Origin of the sequence: Neorhodopirellula pilleata (genome assembly GCF_007859915.1) — a bacterium.
GTDB lineage: Bacteria > Planctomycetota > Planctomycetia > Pirellulales > Pirellulaceae > Rhodopirellula > Rhodopirellula pilleata.
Window position 1 is genome coordinate 1 of record NZ_SJPM01000021.1, and the last position, 17,396, is coordinate 17,396.

The 17,396-nt window shown below is 54.3% G+C and carries 11 protein-coding genes; all 11 read left to right on the forward strand.

The genetic code is table 11. The features are described 5' to 3' along the window. Positions 1–226: 226 nt before the first annotated feature. Positions 227–1,417, forward strand: coding sequence for a DUF6786 family protein (locus Pla100_RS27240; protein WP_197168279.1), 1,191 nt, complete (start codon positions 227–229; stop codon positions 1,415–1,417). Positions 1,418–1,469: 52 nt separating this feature from the next. Continuing rightward, positions 1,470–2,666: a putative glycoside hydrolase gene (locus Pla100_RS27245; RefSeq protein WP_231603691.1), complete on the forward strand. Its 1,197-nt coding sequence runs from the start codon at positions 1,470–1,472 to the stop codon at positions 2,664–2,666. Positions 2,667–2,788: 122 nt separating this feature from the next. Next, positions 2,789–4,210: an arylsulfatase gene (locus tag Pla100_RS27250; protein WP_146582026.1), complete on the forward strand. Its 1,422-nt coding sequence runs from the start codon at positions 2,789–2,791 to the stop codon at positions 4,208–4,210. A gap of 206 nt (positions 4,211–4,416) precedes the next feature. Continuing rightward, complete coding sequence (locus tag Pla100_RS27255; RefSeq protein WP_231603692.1) at positions 4,417–6,171, forward strand: arylsulfatase; 1,755 nt, start codon at positions 4,417–4,419, stop codon at positions 6,169–6,171. Between the two features lie 99 nt (positions 6,172–6,270). After that, entirely contained in the window at positions 6,271–7,746 is a 1,476-nt protein-coding gene (locus Pla100_RS27260) for a sulfatase family protein (RefSeq protein ID WP_231603693.1), read from the forward strand. Between the two features lie 19 nt (positions 7,747–7,765). Next, complete coding sequence (locus Pla100_RS27265) at positions 7,766–9,307, forward strand: hypothetical protein (RefSeq protein ID WP_146582030.1); 1,542 nt, start codon at positions 7,766–7,768, stop codon at positions 9,305–9,307. Positions 9,308–9,343: 36 nt separating this feature from the next. Further along, positions 9,344–10,879 (forward strand): arylsulfatase, encoded by a 1,536-nt coding sequence (locus Pla100_RS27270; RefSeq protein WP_146582032.1) that lies wholly within the window; start codon positions 9,344–9,346, stop codon positions 10,877–10,879. Beyond that, positions 10,876–12,297: a sulfatase-like hydrolase/transferase gene (locus tag Pla100_RS27275; protein WP_146582034.1), complete on the forward strand. Its 1,422-nt coding sequence runs from the start codon at positions 10,876–10,878 to the stop codon at positions 12,295–12,297. Before Pla100_RS27270 ends, Pla100_RS27275 begins: the two co-directional genes overlap by 4 nt. 153 nt (positions 12,298–12,450) lie before the next feature. Next, entirely contained in the window at positions 12,451–13,134 is a 684-nt protein-coding gene (locus Pla100_RS27280; protein WP_146582036.1) for an SGNH/GDSL hydrolase family protein, read from the forward strand. Between the two features lie 47 nt (positions 13,135–13,181). Next, complete coding sequence (locus Pla100_RS31980) at positions 13,182–16,604, forward strand: alpha-L-fucosidase (RefSeq protein WP_231603695.1); 3,423 nt, start codon at positions 13,182–13,184, stop codon at positions 16,602–16,604. Then, the gene (locus Pla100_RS27290) at positions 16,601–17,389 is read left to right on the forward strand and encodes a 3-keto-disaccharide hydrolase (protein ID WP_390620668.1); all 789 of its coding nucleotides are present in this window, start codon (positions 16,601–16,603) and stop codon (positions 17,387–17,389) included. Before Pla100_RS31980 ends, Pla100_RS27290 begins: the two co-directional genes overlap by 4 nt. The last annotated feature ends 7 nt before the right edge of the window (positions 17,390–17,396 follow it).

Genomic DNA, 17,396 nt, shown 5'->3' on the forward strand with positions numbered 1-17,396 from the left:
GTCGCTTCCTTGGTGAGTTGGTTCCGGCGGCGTGACCGTGAGGCTAAAGAATACCAGACCTTTCAACTCAAGCGAACAGGGTACTGTCCCCTCATGTTATGGATACACTAAACCGACAGCCCGCTAGGGTCGTCGGATCACGAAGTCCGTACCACACTATCACAAAGACAAAACAATGACCGAAACGAAGCCATCGGCCCGACTGCTATTACTGGGAGTGATCGTGATGCTGAACTGCGCCAAAGCAACTGCCGGTGACACTTTTGTCAGCGACGTCACATTCATGAAAAAGCACACGCCGATCGTATTGCTGCAAAGCGGAGATGCCGCCGTCGCCGTCGCGCCCGCCTATCAGGGCCGCGTGATGACCAGCACTTATGATCGAGAAGCCGGTCCCAGTTTCGGCTGGATCAATCGTCCCGTCATCGAAAAGGGTTTCCTGTCCGCCGAAGAGAAAGAGGGAAAACTCGAAGAGCACATCTATATCTTTGGGGGGGAAGAGCGATTCTGGTTGGGCCCGGAAGGCGGGCAATTTGCGATCTTCTTCAAGCCAGGAACGGATTTTGAGTTCTCCGACTGGAGCACTCCCGCGGCAATCGACACCGATTCATACGAATTGGTTGAACAGACGAAGACATCCGCCAAGTTCAAGCACTCGACCGAGCTGATCAATCACAGCGGCACCCGCTTCAAGGTCGGCATCGAGCGGACTGTGAAGCTGCTCCGTAGACAGGCGGCGTCCGAGTTGCTGGGCGTCAAACTCGGTGACGGGCTGCGGATGGTCGCGTACGAAACTGACAACCAGATCACGAACACTGGCGATAGAGCCTGGAGGCGGGACACGGGACTGCTGTCAATTTGGATCCTAGGGATGTACAACCCGTCGCCACAAACAACCGTGGTCATCCCATTCAAGCCAGGCGATGATGCGACACTTGGCCCCATCGTCAACGACACCTACTTCGGCAAGGTACCATTGGACTACTTGAAGGTCGAAGACTCCAAAATGTTTTTCCGCGGCGATGGTACCCGCCGCGGGAAAATCGGTATCACGGCCAAGCGTTCCAAAGGAATCGCCGGCAGCTACGATGCCGCCGGAAAAGTACTGAACATCGTCACTTACAACGTCCAGAAAGCACCCAACGGTTTCGTCAACTCGATGTGGGAACTGCAAGACGAGCCTTACGCGGGAGACGTGATCAATTCCTACAACGATGGCTCCCCCGAGCCTGGCAAGCCACCTTTGGGACCGTTCTATGAGTTGGAAACTTCTTCTCCCGCAGCTGCGCTGGAGCCTAGCGAAACCATGACGCACGTGCAGCGGACCTATCACCTCCAGGGTCCTGCAGAACAACTGAATGGGCTCGCGAACCAATTGCTCGGCGTTGAATTGGATGCGATTAAGGAAGCCTTCTAGCGAATCCGAACACCTTGCGGACCCAACGATCTCTTTTCTGTATTGGAAGCGGATGAATGACATGAAACCACTGCAATTAATCGCCGTCCTTGGTGTTCTGCTCTCATTGGCAAGTGATCGTGGTGCGGCCGAGCCGATCGCAGCTCCGGTGGACCTGGAGCGAATGCCAGACTTTTCATGGGACCACGTGCCTTTGTACGTGCACATTCGCAAAGACACCGCGTTTACCGATGATGAGATCCGATACCTGGCGACGTTTCCGTTGATTACCTTTGAGAAAGCAACCGGACATCAAGATTTCGGATCCGTTGAAGCGGGAACCCTCAAAGCAGCCCGCGCTGTAAAAGCGGTCAACCCAGAAACCAAAATATTGTACTACCGAAACGTGATCGTGCACTATGGTAGCTATGCAGCCAACGAGACTTTGAAACAGATTCCGGGTGCGTTTCTGGTCGGACGAAAAGGCGAGGAAAAGCTGATTCGCAACCGCGTCCAAGCCTATGACCTCAGCAACGTGGCGATGCGTGATTGGTGGATCAACGCTGCGATGGATGTCTGTGCCGATCCCGCCGTTGATGGCATTTTTCTCGACGGTTTTGTCAAGGTTCTGGAGCCTGCTTTCTTGAAACGTGAAATTGGTGGAGCAAAGAAGGACGCCGTGCTGGCCGGATACGTGACGATGATGGAAGAGACTCGCAAGATGCTCGGGCCGCAGAAGCTGATGGTAGCGAATTTGCTGAGAGCGCGTTTTCCAGATTCGGGAATCCGCTATCTGAAGACGCTTGATGGTTCTTATATCGAGGGATTTGAGGGCGATGTAGGGATGTCCAAGAAAGACTATGTTGCCCAGGGCATCAGAGACTTTCAAAAAGCCGCGCGTCAGGGCTCCATCATTGCCTACACCTGTGGACTGGGTCGCAACCAACAAGATGCAGACGAGACACCGGGGGCCGCCGTTCAAGGCGACGATCAACAGAGACGGAAAGGGAACGCGAAGGACCGGTTCGACTACCAGTTGGCAATCTTCTTGATCTGCGCCGAGCGGTACAGCTACTTTGATTTAAAAGACAGCTACGACGCGAAATCGAGTAAGACCTGGATGACGCGTCCGGCTGTTTTTGATCGTCCCTTGGGTCCACCGAAAGGGCCAGCGACTCGTAGCGGCTATACATACGCTCGCGATTTCCCCAACGCGTCCGTTGAACTCGATATCGAGAACGAATCGGCGAGCATCGTTTGGAAGCGGTAAGCGCGCTCGCCATGAAGGAGACCGCGTGGGATAGCGTGGCGCGATACCCCCAGGCAGACCTTCGATTGAAATGCACTGCCGAATCGTGACCTCTCTACAGCTTGTTGCCGGAACACCAATCGATGAATCGAATTGTCTGCCTGTTCGCGTTTTTCCTTTTTTCATCGTCATTGTCGATGGCAGCCGATCCACCCAATATCATCTACCTGATGCTGGATGAATGGGGATATTTTGAATCGGGGCACATGGGGCATCCCGAGCTGCTGACTCCCAACATCGATGAATTTGCTGGCCAAGGGATGCGTTTTACCAACGCCTACGCAGGTGCCCCCGTTTGCGGACCGACCCGTTGCGTGTTGTTGACGGGCCTTCATTCCGGCCACATGTCGATGCGAATCAACGATGGGTTCTCACCGATCCGTGAAGATGAGCCCACGCTAGCCACAATGCTCAAACCGCAGGGCTACGCGACAGGTGGTTTTGGGAAATGGGGCATTGGTGGTCGGGGGACTTCCGGCGTCCCCGAGAAGCATGGTTTCGATGAGTTTTTTGGTTATTACGATCAAGTTCACGCCCACACCTTTTATCCTCAGTACCTGATCCGAAACAGTCGTGAAGTCCCGCTCGCCGGCAACAGCGGCGATAGCTTTTACGAAGGCGATACTCACGCCCAGCTTGCGATCTTTCGCGAGTCGCTCAAGTTCATTCGAGAGAACAAGAACCAACCGTTCTTTTGCTACCTCCCGTGGACTCCTCCGCATGGTCTGTGGGGGATTGATGACGATGATCCATCCTGGCAACTCTTCAAAGACAAACCCTGGACTGCTGGGCAACGAACCGACCGGGACGCTCGAGTTTATGCTGCATTCATGCACATGGTTGACCGCCAACTTGGCGAGATCCTTGCTCTGCTGAAAGAGCTTCAGATCGACGACAACACAGTTGTTTTTGTGTGCGGCGACAATGGTGGGCAAGACTATTTCAAGACGGAGGAACGACCGCATGGGTTCTTTGCGCCGAACCTCAATCCAGCCACCGGGAAGCGTTTTCGCGCCGGAAAGGGCTCGTTGTACGAAGGCGGTTTAAAGATTCCTTTCTTGGTGCGCTGGCCCAGCACCATTGAACCTGGTGCGGTGACCGATCAACTGATCTGTTTCCAAGACGTCATGCCGACGCTGGCGGACCTGACCGATGCATCTTGCCCCAAAACCGATGGGCTCTCTTTCGCTCCGACCCTACTGGCTCAACCAGGGCAACAAGCTCACGATCACTTGTACTGGGAGTACCGTGATCAAAGGGCAGTGCGAATGGGGAACTGGAAAGCTTGCAAACGAGGCAATCGCGACTGGGAACTCTACGATTTATCCCTTGATGTGGAGGAAAAGCAAAACATCGCAGGACATCATCCAGCGGTTCTCAAAAAGCTGGTGACACTCGCGAAATCGTCTCGCGAGCCGGTGAGGCCTGGCGAAGTCTATGATCGCCAGCTCATGGAGAAGGACCGACGTCAAGCTCCCCATCGCCCCCAACCAGCTCAGAAGTAGCGGTTGCGGCCAGCGGCCCGCTGCTTGCCGCAAATCATTACCCGCCAGTCGCAAATGGTTCTCGATGTAGGGGCGTTTCCCAGCCACAATTGCTCGCTAACGGGCAACCAGAACCGCTGGGGCCGCTTTTTCGACTTCTTCGACCGTTGATTCCTATGTCACGAAACATGCTCTTCCAATGTGCCATCGCCGCTTTGATTACAACGATGACTGCATGCTCCGCGATTGCCAAATCACCCAATGTTGTGATTGTGATTTCCGACGACCAAGGCTACGGCGATCTGGGATGCACCGGCAATCCAATCATCAAGACTCCGAACATCGATGAGCTTGCGTCGGAAAGCTCGGGACTGAGCGACTATCACGTTGCCCCGACTTGTTCGCCGACTCGTTGTTCCTTTCTAACGGGGCATTGGACCAACCGCACGGGCGTGTGGCACACCATCATGGGGCGATCGATGCTGCGTGAGAACGAAGTCACGGTCGGCCAGATGTTTTCCGACGCTGGTTACCAAACGGGAATGTTTGGAAAGTGGCACCTTGGTGATAACTATCCGTACCGTCCCGAGGATCGTGGCTTCACAGAAGTCTATCGGCATGGTGGAGGCGGCATCGGACAAACGCCTGACGTTTGGGACAACGCCTACTTCAACGGTTCGTATTTTCACAACGGCGAGATCATTCCGGCGAAGGGTTTTTGCACGGATGTGTTTTTTCAAAAAGCCAATGATTTCATTACGAAGTGTGCGAAGGAGGACCAACCGTTCCTGGCCTACATTTCAACCAACGCTCCACACAAGCCGCTGCACTGCCCACCGGACTATATGAAGATGTACGAGGGGCAATCAGACAATATCGCAGCATTCTATGGAATGATCACCAACATCGACGACAACGTGGGTAAGACGCGTGAGCTGATCGACGAGCTTGGAATCGCGAACGATACCATTTTCATTTTCACCACCGACAATGGCACGGCCAGCGGCGCTAAGGTCTACAACGCAGGCATGAGGGCGGGTAAGGGAAGCCCATACGAGGGCGGCCACCGCGTTCCGTTCTTTGTGCATTGGCCCGCCGGTGGATTGACGCAGCAACACGACGTGAACGAGTTGACGCACGCGGTCGACATTGTTCCAACGCTTCTTGAGATGACAGGTGTGCCAAAACCCGAAGGCGTGAAATTCGATGGCGTATCGATCGCCGATTTGCTTGACCCGAACAAAGACGTCGAGTGGCCGAAACGGTTTGTGATCAGTGATTCGCAACGAGTACGCGATCCGATCAAGTGGCGTGGTTCGTCGGTGATGACAGGTAAATACCGGCTCGTCAATCGAAAGGAGCTTTATGACATTTCAACGGATCCGGGGCAAAAGAATAATATCGCCGAAGAGCATCCGGAGATCGTTTCGGAGATGCGAGACTTTTATGACCAATGGTGGGCTGAGCTAGAACCGACCTTTGCCCAAACGACGGAAATCTATCTAGGGCATTCCGATCACCCGGTCGTCAACCTGACCGCTCACGACTGGATCCAAAAGGTTTATCCGCCGTGGCACCAGGGATCGATCCGCGAGGCGAGTCGCAATCAAGTCGATGACGAGAAGCTGAAGCATGTCGGCTACTGGGCGGTCAAGGCTTTGACCGCTGGCAAGTACCAGATTTCGCTTCGTCGCTGGCCGACGGAGTCGGGAGTTGCCATCAATTCGGCACTTCCCGCAGGCGACGACGTTCCCGGTGTCACTGCTGCGTTTCGTACCGTCAAAGGAAACGCGATTGGAGCCAACCACGCGGTGCTCCGGATTGACGATCAAGATCTCGATCGCAAACCCGTCGGGGGCGATGCGGAAGCGGTCGATTTTGTCACCCAACTCAATGCGGGTTCCCACCGTCTCGCACCGTTCTTTGAAATACCCGAAGGCGAGCTAGGTGCGTACTACGTCGTCGTGACGCACCTGGAATAGTCTGATTGCCAAGTTAACAAGGAACACCACGCGGCTTCTGCCCGTCTTTCTCGCGAGCATCTCGATGGTTTATCGACGAATCGCAATTGGATCAGATCAATGACAAAGCTACGTGAAGTGTATTTACTTGAAAAGAAGCTGATCGTGATGGTGCCGGCCGTATTGATCGGGCTTTCACTGGCTCTGCCTGCGAAGGCAGACGCAGAGACTTCGACGCCAAACATCATCGTGGTCTTTGCCGATGATCTTGGCTATGGAGATGTCAGTTGCTATGGCGCGACGAAGATTCACACACCAAACATCGATTCCCTCGCACGCGATGGAATCAAATTCACCGATGCTCACTCAGCAGCCTCACTATGTTCGCCATCGCGATATGGGTTAATGACTGGCTATAGCCCCTGGCGACTTCATCGCAAGGGCAATGGTTACCGCTTGAGCAGTGATCGGATCACGATGGCGAAGTTCTTGCAGGGCCATGGTTACACTTGCGGAGCGATTGGCAAATGGCATCTCGGATACAGCAAGGATTGGAATCGGCTGCCAATCACCGGGCCACTGGAGGTCGGCTTTGACTATCACTTTGGCGTGCCAACCAATCACAACGATTCGACTCGGGCGTTCATCGAAAACCATGACTTAGTCGGTCGCAAACCAGTTGAAGACTTTCGCATTGTCAAAGGCAAGGACTTTCCCGAAGGTCTCGAAGAGCCACGCATTGAAGACCAAGTGGACACCACACTGACCAAGAAAGCGGTCGCTTTCATTGAAGAGAACGCTAACAAGCCTTTTTTCTTGTATTTCACGCCCTGTGCACCGCACACCCACGTGACACCCGCGGCGAAGTTTCGTGGAACCAGCCAAGCTGGGTTGTATGGCGATCACGTACAAGAGTTGGACTCGCATGTTGGCGAGTTGCTTGCCACGCTGAACGAACTCGACTTGAGCGACAACACACTTGTCATCTTCACAAGCGACAACGGTTCGACACCCAAGGATTTCAAAGGCACGCAGAATGTAAATCTGAACCTCGCTGACGACTCCGGGGAGATTCGAACTCGATTCAAAAGTGCGAAAGCGGACGCAAAGAAGCTGGGCCACGTTACCAACGGACCTTGGCGTGACGGCAAGGGAGACCCCTACGAAGGAGGCCACCGCGTTCCTTTTGTCGCACGCTGGCCGGGACACATTGAGCCCAAAAGCGTGTCTGAGCACACCGTGGTCATGACTGATGTCTTTGCGACTTTGGCAGATATCATCGATCAAGAACTCCCAAACGATGCGGCTGAAGATTCAATCAGTTTCTTGCCGGCACTTTTCGGGCATCCAATCCAACCACACCGGGAAGCCATCTTTGTTCTCGGTGATGGGAAAGACAGCTCGATTGCGGTCTGTTCGGGTCACTGGAAACTGGTCGTTCGTTATGACGCGGACCGGAAGGAGAGTTATGAACTTTACGATATTGAGAAAGACCCTGGTGAACAGGTCAACTTGCAGAAGAAACATCCGTCCGTGACCAAACAATTGGCTGCTGCACTGAAAGATGCTGAAACCGCCGGTCGTACTCGTCGTTGAACCGTCACACTCGAAAGTTGTGCGAACTATGAAATCACTGAAGAGTTGTCTCATTGCCACCATTTTGTCTGTCTCACCAGTCCAGGCTGACGATTGGACGATCGATAGCGCAAACGAGTGGGAGCAAAGCATCGAGTCGAGTGACGGTGTCGTGGTTGCGGATGGTGTTGCTTCGCCGACTGAAAGAGTTGCAACGATCACAACGAAGATCAATTCGACAAGCAAGAAACGCTCCGCCAAGTCGCTTGTGGTCAATCAATCACCGATCTGGCAAAACTGGAATCCGATTGAGAACCTCGGACCCGCCAACCTGGGCGACGCACCTGTATTGCTGACCGTTGGGCCTGACAACTATTGGATGTTCGGTCGTTACCTCGCCGCGCGACCTGTCCAAAAGACGGCTCGCCAAAAGAATGGGCAGAAAGCCAAGCCTGCTCCCGCGTTCAAGGCTGAATCAGCAACGCTTGCCGGTTTCGACATGCCGCTGCTAACGACACCGTTTCCCAACCAGTATGACGCTCCGGGTGGTTTGAAGCCTAAGACAGGCGGTTATCACGCTTGGCAAAGTCGCGACATGAAGAACTGGGTTCATCATGGGCCGGTCACGGACGGTTTCGCCAAGTGGACGACCAGTGCCGAGTGGGTCGATGGCAAGGCGCACATCTACTACGACTTTCCCAACGACCAAGACCCTCACGTCTACGTCGACGACGATCTGTTCGATGGCGTGCCGGGCAAGAACATGGGCATCGCCGTCAGAGATCCGTCGCACGGTAGTGATGCGGGATTCATTCGCGATCTAGATGGCAACATGCACGTCATCATCGAAGACTGGAGTCCGATCAGTGCCAACAAGCGATCATGGGACTCGCCACTTGCCGCTCACGCGGTCAGCTCCAATGGAACGGATGGTTTCGTCTTCCAATCGCCGGCTGTTGACAATCGCACCAAATCAACCGGCAAGATTGGAACGTACAAGCATCCCCACTGGGTAAAGGAAGACCCAGCGAACTACAAAACGAACGTCGCTGAATACGAAATCCACGAACCCGAACAAGAAGCGTACGGCGATTGGGCCGCGATCTGCGTTGGCGGACAATACTACCTATTCGGCGACTACGATCCGGCTGGCGGTCATCAGATGAGCGTGGGTTGGTTCACATCCTCGTCGATCGACCAGCCATTCAAGTGGTGCGACAACATCGGAAACGGCCATCCCGATCCGGACATCGCCTTCGCCGAAGGACAGTTCTACTTGGCGACGCAGCAGAAGACGGACTTCGTTAGCCCCGGTCCGTGGGTGGAAACCGTTGAAGCTCGAGTCGGCGTCGATACGAATAACGATGCATCGATCGACCATTGGACGGACTGGAGTGAGATCAAGGAAAGCTACCACTACATCCCGAACTTCGCCAAGCAGATTGCCAAAACACCCGCAACACTCGATCTCTCGAAGCTGCCCGCCGGGTACGGTTTTCAGGTTGAACTGCGTTTGACCGATTCAACCGAAAACAAGTCGAAGCCGATCCTCGAACGAATGAGCTTGTCGTTTAATGAATAACCCTACGCCCGCAATGCTCTCATCAAAGATAAGATCATGACCACAAGACTCCCACTATTGCTCTTCCTTGTCGTTCTCGCGCCGGTCCCAGTGTTTGCAGAATCCGAATCCGCCAAGCCCAACATCATCATCGTGATGCCAGACGATTTGGCGTACGGTGATTACGGCTGCCTTGGCAACCCCGTCCTACAGACTCCAGCGGTCGACGCGTTCAGCAAAGAGAGTCTGCTGTTTACCAACTTCCATGTCAGCCCCACTTGCTCGCCCACTCGGGCGGCATTGATGAGCGGTCGGCATGAGTTCAAGAACGGTGTGACGCACACGATCATGGAACGTGAGCGAATGAGTCTTGATACGTTCACACTGCCCCAGGCACTCAAGACCGCTGGGTACTCGACCGGTATTTTTGGCAAGTGGCATCTGGGTGACGAAGAAGCTTATCGTCCTGAGAGCCGCGGATTTGACGAAGTCTACATTCATGGTGCTGGCGGGATTGGTCAGACCTTCCCCGGTTCCTGCGGAGACGCGCCGGGCAATACCAACATCAACCCGACGCTTTGGCACAACGGGACTTTCGTGAAGACCGAAGGCTATTGCACCGACCTGTTCTTCGACCAATCGATCCGCTGGATGGACACACAGCGGAAAACCGACCAGCCGTTCTACGCTTACGTTTCTTTGAATGCCGCCCACGGGCCCCACGTCGTTCCCGATGAATACTGCACCAACTACCAAGGCAAAGAAGGCATCAGCGATGGCTTGGCGAAATACCTCGGGATGGTCGAGAACATCGACACCAATTTCGGCAAACTGCTGTCCAAGATCAGTCAATGGGAAATCGCAGACAATACGCTGCTGATCTACCTTGGGACCGACAACGGTGGTGGGATTAGCAGGCGAATCTTCGACTCGGGGTTGCGGGGTGGCAAGAACACCGTCTACCAGGGTGGCACGCTGTCGCCTTGTTATGTGCGATGGCCCGCCGGCGGTGTTCCGGCTGGTGAAACTTGTGACGCGCTGACCGCTCACGTGGACCTTTACAGCACGTTGATCGAAATCGCTGGCGCGTCGGTCACTCCCAAATTGCAACGTCAATTGGAAGGCCGAAGTCTGGTTCCGCTGCTACAGAATCCAAAAGCTCCGTGGGAACAGCGAATGCTCGTGCATCACGCGGGACGCTGGAAGAGTGGACAGGCGGAACAATCAAAGTACGTGAAGTCGGCCATTCAAAATTCACGCTTCACCTTGGTCAACAACGAGGAACTCTATGACCTCAAGGCGGACTCAGGTGAAACGACCAACGTCATCGACAAGCATCCGGAGGTCGCGGCGAACTTGAGCTTGGCTTACGACCAGTGGTGGGCTGACGTCCAACCGCTGATGGTCAATGAAGTCGCCATCGGTCCCGCGATCAATCCGTTTCAAAAACTCTACTACGAACAGTTTGGTGGCAGCCCGTCAAAAGCAGACCTCGACAAGATGAGTCGTCATCTCAAGCCGGCCGGAACCGAATCGCGATCAGAGAAGCGACGAGGAGATCGCAAGAACAAGGCTGAGGAGAAAGCACAATGAAATCGTTTAATAGAGTCCTGCTGAGCTTGCTCGGTGTCTGCGGGGGGCTGTGTCGATCGGCATTGCATCTGGGGCCAGTGCTCCTCGCACTCGTTCCAGCCAACGTCTACGCCGAAACCGGATCATCCAAACCCAACATCGTCGTGTTCTTAGCCGACGACATGGGTTGGGGTGACTCGGCAACGTACGGTCATCCTTTGATCCGAACGCCCAACCTCGACAAGCTTGCGTCCCAGGGCGTCAAGTTCACGCAGTGCTATTCAGCCTGTGGGGTTTGTTCGCCATCGCGTTCGGCGATCCTGACCGGTCGGACTCCGTACCGAAATGGCGTCTATCGTCACCTCTCGGGACTACATGAAGCTCATCTACGGCGCAGCGAAATCACCTATCCGAAGTTACTCCGAGCGATCGGCTACCAGACCTGTCACGTTGGAAAGTGGCATCTTAATTCCAAGCCGCAATTCAATACCACGGAGTACCCGCAGCCGGGTGATCATGGCTACGACTACTGGATGGCGACTCACAACAACGCTGAACCTAGCCATAAGAACCCCAACAACTTTGTCCGTAACGGAAAACCTGTCGGCGAACTTGAGGGCTACTCAGCACCGTTGGTTGCCACCGAAGCAGCGCGCTGGTTGAGTGAAGTGCGTGATGAATCCAAACCGTTCGCATTGTCGGTTTGGTGCCACGAACCGCACTCACCCATTGCAACGGACTCCCGATTCTCTGATCTGTATGACGGACACGAAAACAGCAAGTACATGGGCAATATCACGCAGCTCGATCATGCGTTCGGATTGGTGATGCAGGCATTGGATGAGGAAGGCGTCGGCGACAATACACTCGTCATTTTTTCATCCGACAATGGCCCGGTAGCGAAGTTCGGAGGAACCACCGGCGGACTTCGCGGCGGAAAACGCAGCGACCACGAAGGCGGCATTCGCGTTCCTGGCATTGCTCGCTGGCCGGGGCACATCCAGCCGGGATCGGTCAGTGATATTCCGGTCGTTGGAACCGACATTTTCGCCACCGTGTTGGACATCACAGGAATCCCGCTTCCGACGGATCGCACCATTGACGGCGTTAGCATGGTGCCTGCGTTCGCGGGCAAGCCGGTCGAGCGAAAGGTGCCGCTGTTCTGGCGAACCCACGTCTCGCCTCCCGGTGACCGCGTGGCACTTCGCATTGGCGACTGGAAGCTGGTCGGCGACGAAACGCTGACCAAGTTTCAGCTCTACGAAATTCAGAAAGACTGGAAAGAAGAACGAGACCTTGCCGCAGTGATGCCTGAGCGAACCGAAGAGATGAAGAACACACTGTTTGAAGTTTGGAAAGGCATCGAATGCGAAGGCCCCGCCGAATGGTGGAAAAACGAACGCCAAAAACCCGTCCGAGGCGGGAAAGTCAATTACTAAGTTACACGAAGTATCCATGTTTGGGATCTCTCTCTTAGCCACGGTCCTATTGATCGCCGACACCGCCTTCGCTGCGAAGCGTCCAATTTTCTTCGTGATCATGGCCGACGACTTGGGAGATGCCCGGTTTAGTTTACAGGGCTGCAAATCCCAATGATGATCCGCAACCTTCTCCCATGCACACTGCTGCTGTTTGCGTCGCTTGGTTGGAGTGCCGACGCGGGAGTGGAGGACACTCCAGAGCTTCCCAACGTCTTGCTAATCGGCGATTCCATCTCGATCGGCTACACACCGCATGTCCAGAAGCTACTTGAAGGACAAGCTGATGTATTTAGGATTCGGGGGAACGGAAAGCATTCCGAGTTCGGCTTGAAGCATCTGAACAAATGGCTCGGTTCACGCGATTGGGATGTCATCCATTTCAATTGGGGATTGTGGGACCTCTGTTACCGAAATCCCAAGTCGAAGGTTCAAGGAAACCGGGACAAGGTAAATGGAACCCTGACGGCCACGCCGGAACAGTACCGAGCCAACTTGGAAGCAATCGTCGCCTGTCTCAAGAAAACGGACGCGACACTGATTTGGTGCGCAACCACGCCGGTGCCCGAACACGAGGCGGGAAGAAAGCTGGGTGACGACGTCAAGTACAATCGGATCGCTGATGAGATCATGAAAGCGAATGAGATAGCGATCAACGATTTGCATTCCCATGCGTTGTTGAAACTTCCCGAGATTCTGGTTCGCCGGGGAGATGTTCATTTCTCGGAAGCCGGGTACATCCACCTCGCCGAGAAAGTCACTCACGAAATTCTTGCCGTCATTGGCGATGTTAAATGATGGCGCGACACACATTTGGAAACTGCAACAATCTCATGGCGATCTCAATGAACAAGTGTTTCACTTTTTGTGTGATGCTGGCACTGAACGTAGCAGTCGCTTCGGCAGCAACGAGACCGAATGTCATCTTGGTGATGACCGACGATCAAGGCTACGGTGAAGTTGGCTTTCACGGCAACGAGGTCTTAAAGACACCGAATCTCGACCGATTCGCGGCCGAGGGGACGGAACTGACGCAATTCTATGTCTCGCCGATGTGTACACCGACACGCTCATCCTTGATGACTGGGCGTTACCATTTCCGCACCGGCGCGCATGATACGTACATTGGGCGTTCAAACATGAACCCGCAAGAGACGACCATTGCGGAGGTGTTTGCAGACGCGGGTTACCGTACTGGCATTTTCGGCAAATGGCACCTTGGTGAAAACTACCCGATGCGTGCCCAAGACCAGGGTTTTGAAACGGTGGTGGTCCATGGGGGTGGCGGCATCGGGCAGTTCGCCGATCATCCCGGCAACCGATATTGGAATCCGACTCTGCTTTTCAACGACATCTTCCGGCAAGCCGAGGGTTACTGCACAGACATTTTCATCGACGAGTCCATTCGCTTTCTCTCCGAGAAAAGCGAAGCGCCGTTCTTCTGCTATCTTCCGCTCAATATTCCGCACTCGCCCTTTGATGTCGCGAAGGAGTATCGCGAGCAATACGACGCCCAGGTACTAGATGAACCGGGTGGACGACAATGGACGAGCCCGATCTACGGAATGCTCTCGCAATTCGATGAAGCCTTTCAGCGATTGCTCGACGCGGTTGAATCTCAAGGAATCAAGAACGACACGATTGTCATGTTCATGTCCGATAACGGCCCCAACTCGGTCTACTTCACCGCCGGTCTACGTGCCAAGAAAGGGAGTGTTTACGAAAATGGTATTCGCGTCCCATTCGTGATCCGGTGGCCCGGTCGTATCCCGGTCGGTCGCAAGATCAAGGACCCGGCCATGCATATCGATTTGCTGCCAACCTTGGCGAATGCGTGCGGTATTGAAATTGCGGATTCGCTGAAGCTCGATGGTCAAAACATCTTGCCCGTGTTGACTGGAGAGTCGCCTTCGATTCCCGAGCGCAGCCTGTTCATGCAGCACAACCGAGGGAACGTGCCAACGAAGTTCAAAAACGGTATGGCACGCAAAGGCCCCTGGAAGGTGGTGAACGTTTCAAACGATCCCAGTCAGTTTGAACTGTACAACATCGATGTCGATCCCGGCGAGAAAGAGGACCTGGCGAGCCAGCATCCGGAAAGAGTGAAGGCGCTCGTCAGCGAATACGAGGCGTGGTTTGACGACGTGACCGCTGAGCTACAAAGCACTCAGGGAATGCCTTGTCCCTGCGAGTTGAACCCGATTCAAAAGCAGGCGTTTCGGTTTACATGGCAAGACTGGTGGGGTGACAAAACCGGTTGGTGGGCGAACAACTATGGACGGTGGGGGATGAACAACCCGGGACTGATCGAGCGATTTGACGTCACGATCATCCCGCAGAAGCAACACGTCGGAAAGCCGTCGAAGATCAAGTTCCTCTGGCAAGATCAGTTGATCGAGAAACGTTTCGACGAGACGCCCGAGCGATTCGTGATCGAGGACACCGACTTGGCTGAGGGCATTGGTTTTATGGAGGCCCAACTGTTCGTCGGTGACAAGCGATGGGGCGTCAAAGAGGTGCAGATCAAAGTTCACGGTGCCAAGACCGACATCGTGGCAAAGCCCTACGATGGTTCCTGGGAGTCACTGCAAAAGATGCCGGTCCCTGCGTGGTTCGATGACGGGAAAGTCGGGGTCTTCATTCACTGGGGGCCTTACAGTGTGATCGGCTATCGCAAGGGAGGCCGAGGTTATTCCGAACATGTGCCCAAACAAATTTATAGCGATCCAGAGCATTACTACCCGCTCGTTAAAGAGCGGTGGGGCGCGACGCCGCCCGAGTTCGGCTACAAGGACATGATTCCGGAATTCAAAGCGGAGAAATGGGACCCCAACGCCTGGGCCAAACTTTTCGCCGACGTGGGTTTCAAGTATTGCGTGATGACGGCCGAGCATCACGACGGTTGGGCGAACTGGGATTCGGAATTGACACCGTGGAACGCCATGGACATGGGGCCTAAACGCGACCTTGTCGGCGAACTCGGCAAAGCCCTCAAAAAGCAGGGAGTCAAGTTCGCCCCGTCCTATCACCGCGAACGTCACCAGACGTTTTTTGCCAAGCGGCTCTACACCGTCCAAGCGGAACCGCAGGATGACATTGCCGAAGAAATTCGACGCGTCCCCGAAGCAGCTGCGTTGTATGGACCTTTTGGGCTGACCAAAGAGTTTGTCGACGACTACGTCGCACGGTGGAAAGAGATTCAGAAGAAATACGAGCCGGATTTCTTGTGGATAGACGACATTCCGATCTGGACTCGCGATGGCAACAACGTGCTCGCCGGCAATACAAAGCCGGAGGTGCAGTATTTCTATGATCAATGCCGATCGATGATTACCGACTTCATGAACGATGGCGCCGCACGCGGTGTTGACGTTTATGTCAACAACAAAGGCGGCAACCGCAATTGGCCAGCGGGAGTGGGATGTCTCGAGAAGGACAACTTGAAACTCAAAGTGATTGGGCCAAAGTGGGAGAGTTGCACGACCTTCGGAACATCGTTCGGCTATCTCGAAGGCGACCGGTACAAGAGTATCGAAAGTGTCATCCACGAGATGGTCGAAGTGATCAGCCGCAACGGAAATTTTCTGGTCAACATTGGACCGAAATCCGACGGTACGATCCCCGAGCCGCAGATGGAACGTCTGATGGCGATGAAGCATTGGCTGAAGGTCAATGGTGACGCGATTTACGGGTCGCGATACTGGAAAGAAAGCGAGCAGAAGGACGAACGGCTCGCTTTTACGACCAACGGCAAGAAGCTCTACGCGATCAAACTCGAAAAACCCATCGAGCCATTTGTAATTCGGGGCACGGCGGGATGGACTGCTGATCAAGTCAAATCGGTTCGTTTACTCGGATCTGATGCAGCCGTGATCTCGCGGATGACCACAGGTGGCTTACAAATCACTCCTCCATCGAGTTTGGGAGAAAGCGATCATGCCTGGGCTTTCGAAATTTTGACCGACCAAAACCAGCACCACCCCAACGTCATCGTCCACGATGAAGACAAGGCTTTGCGTGGAACAAAGAAAGTTGACTTGGAGGGCCGGTCGGCTCCGAGTGTATTGACTCATCCAAAGGTGAAGTCATTTGTTCTACCGGGAGCTTCGGTGATTTTGGAGACAGCAGCCGCTGCAGGCGGTTTTGAAACGCTGACGCTTCCAGCAGCGTCGAATCGGAAGATCACCACCAATAAGCCAACGGCCAATGATCCACTTCACACGCTGACTGATGGCATGCTTACGAAAGGTTTCGGGAAGACACCATGACGAAAAGACATTGGACTTATCAACTCCTTCTGATGACCCTTGCCTTCCACGTCTCCCTGGCGGCGGTCGCCGTTGCGGATCAGCCGACGGATACTGGGACGACTCCTGCGGAGGAAAACGCGTCTCCGACACTCGGTCTGGCACCGCCGGAGGGCGCCGTGGTGCTCTTCGACGGAACCGGCTTTGATGCTTGGCAGCCGTTTTCTTGGCAATGGATCAATCCGAAAGATGATCAAGAAGAAATTCAGTGGAAAATCATCGATAACGCGGCGATGGAAATCACGTTTGAATTCGAGGGCAAGAAACGCAAACAGTTTCTAAGCACGAAAGATAAGTTTGGTGACTACCGACTCCACTTGGAGTTTCAATTGCCCGAAGACGGTGGCAAGGGAAACAGTGGTCTGTTCTTCGGACCGCTGTACGAACTGCAAATTTTGGACAGTGCCAAACAGTCGGAAATCGGAATGGGGGACTGCGGTGCAATCTATCAACTTCGCGTGCCCGACGTGAATGCAGCGCTCGGTCCTGGCGAATGGCAAACCATCGATTTGGAATACCAAGCGGCGAAAGTTGGTCGCAACGGTTTTATGACGGAAGAAGGCGCCGCTCGCGTCACGGTTCGGCTCAACGGCAAGCTAATTCACAATGACTACCGGTTGTCGCTGCGGCGCAATAAGTATGCTGCTTTCCCCGAGGAAGCAACCTCACCACTTGTGCTGCAGGAACACGGATCGCCCGTGCGATTCAGAAACATTTGGTTGGTCGAAAAGATCAAAAACAAATAGGGAAGCG